The organism is Ureibacillus sp. 179-F W5.1 NHS (genome assembly GCF_045369345.1).
In the GTDB taxonomy this organism is placed as follows: domain Bacteria; phylum Bacillota; class Bacilli; order Bacillales_A; family Planococcaceae; genus Ureibacillus; species Ureibacillus halotolerans.
The window spans coordinates 43,141-51,983 of sequence record NZ_JBIQFG010000023.1 but is presented as its reverse complement, the minus strand read 5'-3'; the positions used below and the strand labels follow the sequence as shown (position 1 = coordinate 51,983).

Sequence of the window (8,843 nt, the reverse complement as noted above, 5' to 3'; positions counted from 1 at the left end):
AAATTTGATAAAGCTCTAAATTTACACTGGCATCATAATGATGTCCAAAATTTTGTTTCAACTGTTAAGTTGAAACTGTATTTCATTAACGTTTTGTTGTTCAGTTTTCAAGGTTCACGTTTCGTCGCCGCTTCAATGACAACTTTTATATTATATCAACCAACATTATATTAGTCAACATATTTTTAAAAAAGTTTTTTGCCGATACGAAATAGCAACTTTTAAATACTATCACTTTCAACTCTAGTTGTCAATAACAAATTAGAAAGCATTATCATTTTGTTCACCGCTTTTAGCGACGTATAATAATTTAACATCATTTCTTTTTGAATGCAAGTGTTTTTTTAAAATATTAATAGAAAAACGAAAAAAGTTGAATATAACTTATTATATCCGCTTTTTACTCTCTTAAACCATACGATTGAATTATATCGTCATAATAAAAAGCGAGGGATAATCACTCCCTCGCTCCTTTGCTAAAACGAATTATTAATCACGGTGACGCATAGTTGGGAATAATAATACATCACGAATCGATTGTGCATTTGTTAATAGCATAATTAAACGGTCAATACCGATACCTAACCCACCTGTTGGCGGCATACCGTATTCTAATGCTTCAATGAAATCATTATCCATTTCATGAGCTTCATCGTTACCAGCTGCTTTTTCAGCAAGCTGTGCTTCAAAACGCTCACGTTGGTCAATCGGATCATTTAATTCTGTAAATGCATTTGCATGCTCACGACGTACAATGAATAATTCGAAACGATCTGTAAAACGTGGGTCTTCCGGATTTTTCTTTGCAAGTGGTGAGATTTCAACCGGGTGACCAAATACAAATGTTGGCTGTACTAAAGTTTCTTCTACTTTTTGTTCAAAGAATTCATTAATAATATGACCCACTTCATGAGCTTCTTTAATTTCAACGCCATGCTCTTTCGCTAAGCTTTGTGCTTCCTCTTTCGTCATTGGCTGCCAGAAGTCTACACCTGTTGCCTCTTTTACTGCATCAACCATGTGTACTCGTTTCCAACCTGGCGCAAGATTAATTTGATCTTCGCCATATTGAACAGTTGTTGTACCGAGAACTTCTTGTGCAACATGTGAAATTAAGTTTTCAGTTAATGCCATAATGTCTCGATAATCCGCATACGCTTCGTACAACTCAATCATCGTAAACTCTGGATTGTGTCGAGTTGAAATACCTTCATTACGGAATACACGTCCAATTTCATAAACTTTTTCAAGACCACCAACAATTAAACGTTTTAAGTGAAGTTCAATTGCGATACGCATATAAAGTTCCATATCTAATGCGTTATGGTGCGTAATAAATGGACGAGCTGCTGCCCCACCTGCAATAGAATGTAACATCGGTGTTTCAACTTCTAAATAACCATGGTTATCTAAGTAATTACGAATAGCACGAATGATTTTTGAACGAGTAATAAATGTTTGTTTACTATCTGCATTCGTCATTAAGTCTAAATAACGTTGACGATAACGTTGTTCAACGTCTTGTAGACCATGGAATTTTTCTGGCATTGGACGAAGAGATTTAGTTAGGAACGTAAATTCTTCTGCCTTAACAGAAAGTTCTCCAACATTCGTTACGAATAAATTACCACGAACACCGACAATATCTCCTAAATCGGCAGTATTAAATAATTCATACGCTTCATCACCGACACGATCTTTACGTACATAGATTTGAATTTGACCACCTAAATCTTGAATATGAGCAAAACCAGCTTTTCCTTTTCCGCGTTTTGTCATAATACGACCAGCAATTGTCACTTCTTGTGGCGACTCTTCTAATTGCTCTTTCGTAAGTTCTCCAAATTGTTCACGAATCTCTGAAGATAAATGCGTACGTTCAAATCGACTACCGAATGGATCCATTCCATTTTCACGAATATTCGTCATCTTTTGGCGTCTCACCAAAAGTTGGTCGTTTAAATCTTCAATGTTTGACACGTTTATCACTCCTTATTTTCCTTTATTCAGTATAACACCAGCTATTACGGCATGGTAACTTGGACATTTCCTTGCTCAGTTCATTTTAATAAAACTGAAGATAAAGCTTCGACGGATATCATTCTGTAACAAAACAAAATTAGTTTATATGTTTTGCTTTCACAATGACAACAGACAACCGAATATAGCGGTATTACTTCAATTAAAAACAATTATATCCATGTATAATTCATTTTCCGCCGTTAGCGATCATTTAATCCATAATGTACCTATTGTACACAATTTCTTCGTTCTATTCACCTCTTTCGATTGAAAATGTTACGAGTTTTGTTTTTTCAAGATTGATTATTACATATTTCATCCTTAGACATGCTAAAATTTCTGATAAAAGGAGGGATTTAGTATGTATCGTAATATAAACGATTTTATTCAAGAATGGGAGCGCAATAGCTCAGGTACATTAGCTATTTTTGAATCTATTACAGAAGAAAAAAAGCATTTCTCAATTGTAGAAGGTCATAGTTCTCTCGAATGGTTAAGCTGGCACTTAACTACTGCACCAGCATATTTTATGGGGCAAATCGGTATAGCACTTAATGTGGAATTAAATCCAAAGAATACTCCAGATAAATTGAGCGAAATCATGAATACGTATCGTTCAGTAAGTGAAAACATCATTCAAATTGCAAAAGAACAATTATCTGACGAAGCACTTCTTAATGAAGTAAATAGCCACGGCCAACTAACGCCAATCGGAGCAATTCTTCGTATGATGGTCGATCATCAAACCCATCACCGTGCACAAATGCAAGTACTCCTTCGACAAGCGGGACTACCTGTTCCTGGCGTCATGGGTCCAACAAAAGAACAATTAGCAAAATAAACAAAAAGGCATCCTTTACAAGGATGCCTTTTCCTTTTAAATAGCTTCCGCCTGTTGTCGCTCTTCTAATTCATCGACTACACCATTAAGTAACGCCCGAAGTTCCTGAGCTGTTTCTACTTGATTAATAGCATTTCGAACTTTTCCGTTTCCACGAATACCTTTTAAGTACCAGGATGCATGTTTACGCATTTCACGTACTGCCACACCTTCACCCTTTAGTTGCATTAAACGTTCAAAATGAAGTAAGCAAACATCCATTTTTTCACGTACAGATGGTTCGGGTTTTAATTCCCCTGTTTCAAGGTATTGTACAGTTCGGTAAATCATCCACGGATTACCTAAAGCAGCACGGCCAATCATGACTGCATCAACACCCGTTTCATCTAACATACGTTTTGCATCTTGAGGTGTTTCCACATCCCCGTTACCAATGAATGGAATATGAATGTTTTTCTTTACCTCTTTAATAATATCCCAATTAGCACGACCCTCGTACATTTGTACACGTGTACGGCCATGCATCGCAATGGCAGATGCACCGGCACGTTCAGCTGCTTGAGCGTTTTCCACAGCAAAAATATGCTCATCATCCCAACCAATACGCATTTTTACACTTACAGGTTTATCTACTGCATCAACTACCGCTGAAACCATTTCATAAATTTTTTTAGGATCTAATAGCCATTTCGCCCCTGCTTCACATTTAATAATTTTGTTTACAGGGCACCCCATGTTGATATCAATTATATCTGCATTCGTATTTTTATCTACATATTTTGCTGCTTCTACTAACGTTTCTTTATCTCCACCGAAAATTTGTAATGAAAGTGGGTTTTCACGTTCATCAATATAAAGCATATCTAATGTTTTTTTATTGCGTTGTACAAGACCTTTATCGCTAATCATCTCTGCATATACTAAGCCGGCACCGAATTCTTTTACTGTTAAACGAAAAGCAGAGTTACAAACGCCTGCCATCGGTGCTAAAACAACACGGTTATCCATAACTATATTACCGATTTGAAACGGCTTATTTTGTGTAGTCAATGGGGACTCCTCCTCTTATATTAAAAACCCTTTATATTGAACGATTTAAATCTTCATCGTTTCATTTTAAATTGAGTAGGATTTAATACTCCTACCTAGAATCTTCCGCTATCAAAAATTCTTCCACATTGTTAATATGCTTCCACTTAAGAATGCCTTCCTTTTGCAAATCCATACTTTCAACACTCGCTTCTACTAATTGAAGCTTGTCAGTCAAAGGATATTGAAGGATTTCACGGAGAGGAACTAAAACGAAAGCTCGTTCATACATTCTAGGGTGAGGAACAATTAAATTCTCAACTTCAATATTCTCGTTATTAAACAGCAAAATGTCAAGGTCAATGATTCGTGGACCCCATCGAATTTCTCGTACTCTTCCTAATTCATTTTCAATCGATTGGCATACTTCTAGCGTTTCATAAGCAGAAAGGGATGTTTGAATCAATACCGCAATATTTAAAAATGATGGCTGATCAATATAACCTATGGGAGCCGTTTCGTAAATGGAAGAAATCGCTTTTACCGCGATATTCTTTTTGCCTTGTAGCATTTTTATAGCTTGCTTTAAATTTTGTTCCCGATCTCCGATATTCGTTCCAATAGATAAATAAACGTTATTCATAAAAACGCCCTCTTACAATTTCAACTGCTACTTCCTTATAGTGACCTGGGATAGGCGGATCTGGTTTTATAACTTCCACCTTGCAGCCGAATACTTGTCCTTCATATATTGATAAAATCGTCGTTGCAATTTTTTCCGCAACGGCTTCAATTAGCTTATATGGCGTGCCTTCAATAATTTCTTTACATATATCATAAACACCCACGTAACTTACGGTATCATTCAATTCATCGGTTAGACCTGCTTGTTGAATATCTACTGCCAACGAAACAGATGCACGAAAACGTTGACCTAACTTCGTTTCTTCTGGTAATACACCGTGGTATCCAAAAAACTGCATTTCTCTTAAATGTATATAATCCATCTTCATTCTCCTTAAAGCGGTTAGTGTCTTTTAGGTAGTTCTTCACTTATCGTAAATTTCCCCATTAAGGCATCTATCATTTTTACAGTCCGGGCCACTTCTTTAACATCATGAACACGCACTATATGACAACCTTTCATCACTCCATAAGCACATGTTGCTGCGGTTCCTTCTACCCGTTCCTCTAATGGTAAATTCAATATTGTACCAATCATTCGTTTTCGAGAAGTTGCAAGTAATACAGGGTAGCCCAACTCAACTAGCTCGTCTAAACGTTGCATCGTTTCAATACTTTGCTGCAAGTTTTTCACGAATCCTATACCTGGATCTAATATAATATGTTCATCAGGAACACCTGCATTTTTTGTAATGGCTATACTTTCTTTTAAGTCGTTTAAATAGTCTTCAAAATAATCGTTATACTGTTCCTCTTTACGGTTATGCATTAAAATAATCGGAACATGCAGCTCCGCAGCAACTTTTGCCATTTTCGGATCTGCCTTCGCACCCCAAATGTCATTAATTATGTGGGCTCCTGCCTCAATTGCTGCACGGGCAACAGCTGATTTATATGTATCAATCGAAATAATAGCAGGTACTTCTTTCAATAACGCTTTTATAATAGGTACAACCCGCTCAATTTCCTCTTCATCGGATATTCGAGTATAACCAGGACGAGTCGATTCCCCACCTACATCAATAATCTTCGCGCCATTTGTGACCATTTCTTTTGCATGTTGAACGGCAGCTTCAATCGAGTTATACTTTCCTCCATCTGAAAAAGAGTCGGGGGTCACATTTAAAATCCCCATTACAACGGTTTCTTTTGTATAGTCAAGCTCTATATTATTAAATACTAATGGTTTTGGATATTTAGAAAGCATCTAAACCCCTCTTTCACTTCAATCTATGTAAATCACTTTATTTACTCGTTCAAAATAGCTAAGTTTGTTTCTCTTTTTATCATATCATTTTACTTTATATTTCTTCATTCGTCTAAATATTAAAGAAATATAAAAAGGCATCACCCTTTAGAGGTAATGCCAAAATTAATTATTAATATTAGTCTTCAAAATTGTAAAGAGCTGTAGATAGGTAACGTTCACCGTTGGATGGGACGATCGCTAAAACGTTAGAACCTTTACCAAGGCGTTTCGCTGTTTCAATTGCAGCATAAATTGCAGCACCTGAAGAAATACCTACTAGAATACCTTCTTCACGACCTGTTTTACGAGCTACTTCAAAAGCAGTTTCGTTATCTACAGGGAAGATAGAAGTGTAAACTTCTGTATTTAATACTTCTGGTACAAAGCCGGCACCGATACCTTGAATTTTGTGGGAACCAGGGTTACCGCCAGATAATACTGGAGAATCCTTTGGTTCAACTGCGATAATTTCGATATCAGGATACTTCTCTTTTAATACTTCACCAGCACCAGTAATTGTACCTCCAGTACCAACACCAGCTACAAACGCATCTAATTTTAACCCGTCAAATGCTTCTACAATTTCTGGGCCTGTAGTTAAACGGTGTACTTCAGCATTAGCAGGATTGTTAAATTGTTGTGGTAAGAAGTAACCATTTTCTTTTGCTAAACTTTCTGCTTTTGCAATAGCACCTTTCATACCTTCTGGTCCAGGTGTTAATACTAATTCAGCTCCATATGCACGAAGTAATTTACGACGTTCAATACTCATTGTCTCTGGCATTACTAAAATTGCACGGTAACCTTTTGCAGCTGCGACCATAGCTAAACCAATACCTGTATTACCAGAAGTCGGTTCAATAATTGTACCACCTGGTTTTAAAGTGCCGTCTTTTTCAGCAGCTTCGATCATTGCTAGGGCGATACGATCTTTTACTGAACTTCCCGGATTAAAAAATTCTAATTTAACGTATACATTACCTTCATTTTCATTTGTTGCATGGTTTAATTTAACGATTGGTGTGCGGCCGACTAATTCAGCAACTGAATTTGCCAATTTACTCATAATTGTCATCCCTCTCCTTAATACCTACTATTTTTATAGGTTTTACCTATTTAGTATATTACCAACTTCCTATCCTTTATGTCAATAGATTGGAACTAAATATTGAGAATATTTTACACTTTTAAGATGACGCTTCTCCATAAAACCAAGTTGCATCAAATTCTTTCCAAAAGGCCTCTGGTGTAATAGTTGACGGTAATTGTTCTAAGGCTAACACCCGTTCAATTTGACCTTTCACTTCTTCATAAGCAAAGGATTTTCCATCATTTACTTCCTTCACATGCACAATACCATAGCGGCCATCATTCATGACAAAAGGTTCACTTGTTTCGTCTGAGTCTAATTTTTCCACCGCTTCTTGGATACTTTTATCTATATTCGTTTGTGTTGTCGTAATGAATCCGATATCGCCACCTAAACTAGCTGAAGTTGTATCAAGGGAACGTTCTCGAGCAAGAACGGAGAAATCTGACCCCTCTTCCAATTCCTTTTGAACACTTTTAGCATCTTCTTCGGATTCTACAACGATAATGCTCGTCCTGTATGTAGTAGGGATGTTATATAATGATTGATTCTCTTTATAATATTCTTCTATTTGTTGCTCATCGATTACAACATCCTTTGTCAGTACTTTCTCAAGTATTAATTGAGCACGGACCTCTTGTCGTAACTCTTTGTCCGTTAATTCTTGTATCGCTGTATCCGTCTTATCCTGAGCAGAGCGCATCAACGCAATTTCTAAATCTATTTCTTCATCGGTAACTTTAATATCATATTCCTTCGCAGCTTTCTCCATGACAGCCCCATTAACGAGTGTTTGTAATGTTTCTTTTCCGTATCGACTCTCCATAGCTGCCATCCACTGTTGACGGGTTATTTTTTCCCCATCAATGGTAGCGACTACTTCGTCGCCACCATTTTCATTATTTCCATCTGGCCATAGCCAAAGAATAAACCAAAAAATATTACCAATAAATAGTATAGCTAATAAAGTTAATACCGGTTTTGTTTTTAAACGTCTTTGAGAAAGAGGTATTTGGTTCGTTGGCTTATTTACATTATTATTGTTTGATTTCATTGATAAAACCTTCAAGCTCTTGTTGATTGTAGTGGTATTTTTCTAAGCAGAAATGACATTGCGCTTCTGCACCACCGTCTTCATCTATCATTTCTTGAATTTCTTGCACACCTAAACTAATAATAGCCGCACCAAATCGCTCTTTCGAACATTGACATTTAAATTGAACAGGAGTTTTATCTAATATTTGCACATTGTTTTCCCCAAGTACTACCTCTAGTATTTTTTCAGGAGTTAATCCTTTTTCGATCATCTTAGAAACCGGTTCAATATTATTTAAATGCTGTTCGATTTGTGAAATTGTTTCTTCATCACAGCCAGGCATTAATTGAATAATAAAACCACCAGATGCTAGTACCGTATTATCAGGGTTCACTAAAACCCCTAATCCTACTGAAGAGGGTACTTGCTCAGAAACAGCAAAATAATAAGTGAAATCTTCGGCAATTTCCCCGGAAACAATTGGTGTTTGACCGGAGAACATGTCCCGTAACCCTAAATCTTTTACAACGGTAAGCGATCCTTCTGTTCCTACACCACGACGAACGTCTAGTTTACCAACGTCATTTAATTCGAAATGAACATGAGGGTTCGTGACAAAACCACGTACTTCTCCCTTCGCATTAGAATCAATTATCATTGGACCGATTGGACCATTTCCTTCTATTTTTACTGTTAGCTTATCTTCACCCTTTAACATAGCCCCCATCATCACTGCTGCTGTCATGGATCGACCAAGTGCTGCCGTCGTCGTTGGCCATGTATTATGTCGGCGTTGAGCTTCCCCTACTGTTTCTGTAGTTCTAGCTGCAAAGGCTCGTACCTTCCCATTAAAACCTAATGCCCTTACTAAGTAATCACTCATGTTGTCATT

At 36.9% G+C, this 8,843-nt stretch carries 9 protein-coding genes; 1 reads left to right on the top strand and 8 read right to left on the bottom strand.

The window, feature by feature from the left end; all coding sequences use genetic code 11:
- Positions 1-489: 489 nt before the first annotated feature.
- On the bottom strand, positions 490-1,989 hold the full coding sequence (gene lysS / locus ACH0B5_RS11410) for a lysine--tRNA ligase (RefSeq protein WP_174232682.1): 1,500 nt from the start codon (positions 1,987-1,989) through the stop codon (positions 490-492).
- A 394-nt stretch (positions 1,990-2,383) separates the two neighbouring features.
- On the opposite strand from lysS, the gene ACH0B5_RS11405 reads away from it, so the two are divergent.
- Positions 2,384-2,863, top strand: a complete 480-nt coding sequence (locus ACH0B5_RS11405; RefSeq protein ID WP_122972257.1) for a DinB family protein — start codon at positions 2,384-2,386, stop codon at positions 2,861-2,863.
- A gap of 36 nt (positions 2,864-2,899) precedes the next feature.
- Here the strand turns inward: ACH0B5_RS11405 and dusB are convergent, their stop codons facing one another.
- The 7 genes from dusB to hslO form a co-directional block, all read right to left on the bottom strand.
- The gene (dusB, locus tag ACH0B5_RS11400) at positions 2,900-3,913 is read right to left on the bottom strand and encodes a tRNA dihydrouridine synthase DusB (protein WP_341362936.1); all 1,014 of its coding nucleotides are present in this window, start codon (positions 3,911-3,913) and stop codon (positions 2,900-2,902) included.
- 91 nt (positions 3,914-4,004) lie between these two features.
- Positions 4,005-4,535, bottom strand: a complete 531-nt coding sequence (folK, locus tag ACH0B5_RS11395; RefSeq protein WP_341362935.1) for a 2-amino-4-hydroxy-6-hydroxymethyldihydropteridine diphosphokinase — start codon at positions 4,533-4,535, stop codon at positions 4,005-4,007.
- Positions 4,528-4,899 carry a dihydroneopterin aldolase gene (folB, locus tag ACH0B5_RS11390; protein WP_122972259.1) on the bottom strand — a complete coding sequence of 124 codons (372 nt, stop codon included), beginning with the start codon at positions 4,897-4,899 and terminating at the stop codon, positions 4,528-4,530. Before folB ends, folK begins: the two co-directional genes overlap by 8 nt.
- Before the next feature lie 20 nt (positions 4,900-4,919).
- On the bottom strand, positions 4,920-5,783 hold the full coding sequence (folP, locus tag ACH0B5_RS11385) for a dihydropteroate synthase (RefSeq protein WP_406927840.1): 864 nt from the start codon (positions 5,781-5,783) through the stop codon (positions 4,920-4,922).
- A gap of 178 nt (positions 5,784-5,961) precedes the next feature.
- Positions 5,962-6,891, bottom strand: a complete 930-nt coding sequence (cysK, locus tag ACH0B5_RS11380) for a cysteine synthase A (protein WP_122972261.1) — start codon at positions 6,889-6,891, stop codon at positions 5,962-5,964.
- 121 nt (positions 6,892-7,012) lie between these two features.
- Positions 7,013-7,969, bottom strand: coding sequence for a peptidyl-prolyl cis-trans isomerase (locus tag ACH0B5_RS11375; RefSeq protein ID WP_122972262.1), 957 nt, complete (start codon positions 7,967-7,969; stop codon positions 7,013-7,015).
- Positions 7,953-8,834 carry an Hsp33 family molecular chaperone HslO gene (hslO, locus tag ACH0B5_RS11370; protein ID WP_341362934.1) on the bottom strand — a complete coding sequence of 294 codons (882 nt, stop codon included), beginning with the start codon at positions 8,832-8,834 and terminating at the stop codon, positions 7,953-7,955. Before hslO ends, ACH0B5_RS11375 begins: the two co-directional genes overlap by 17 nt.
- Between the last annotated feature and the right edge of the window lie 9 nt (positions 8,835-8,843).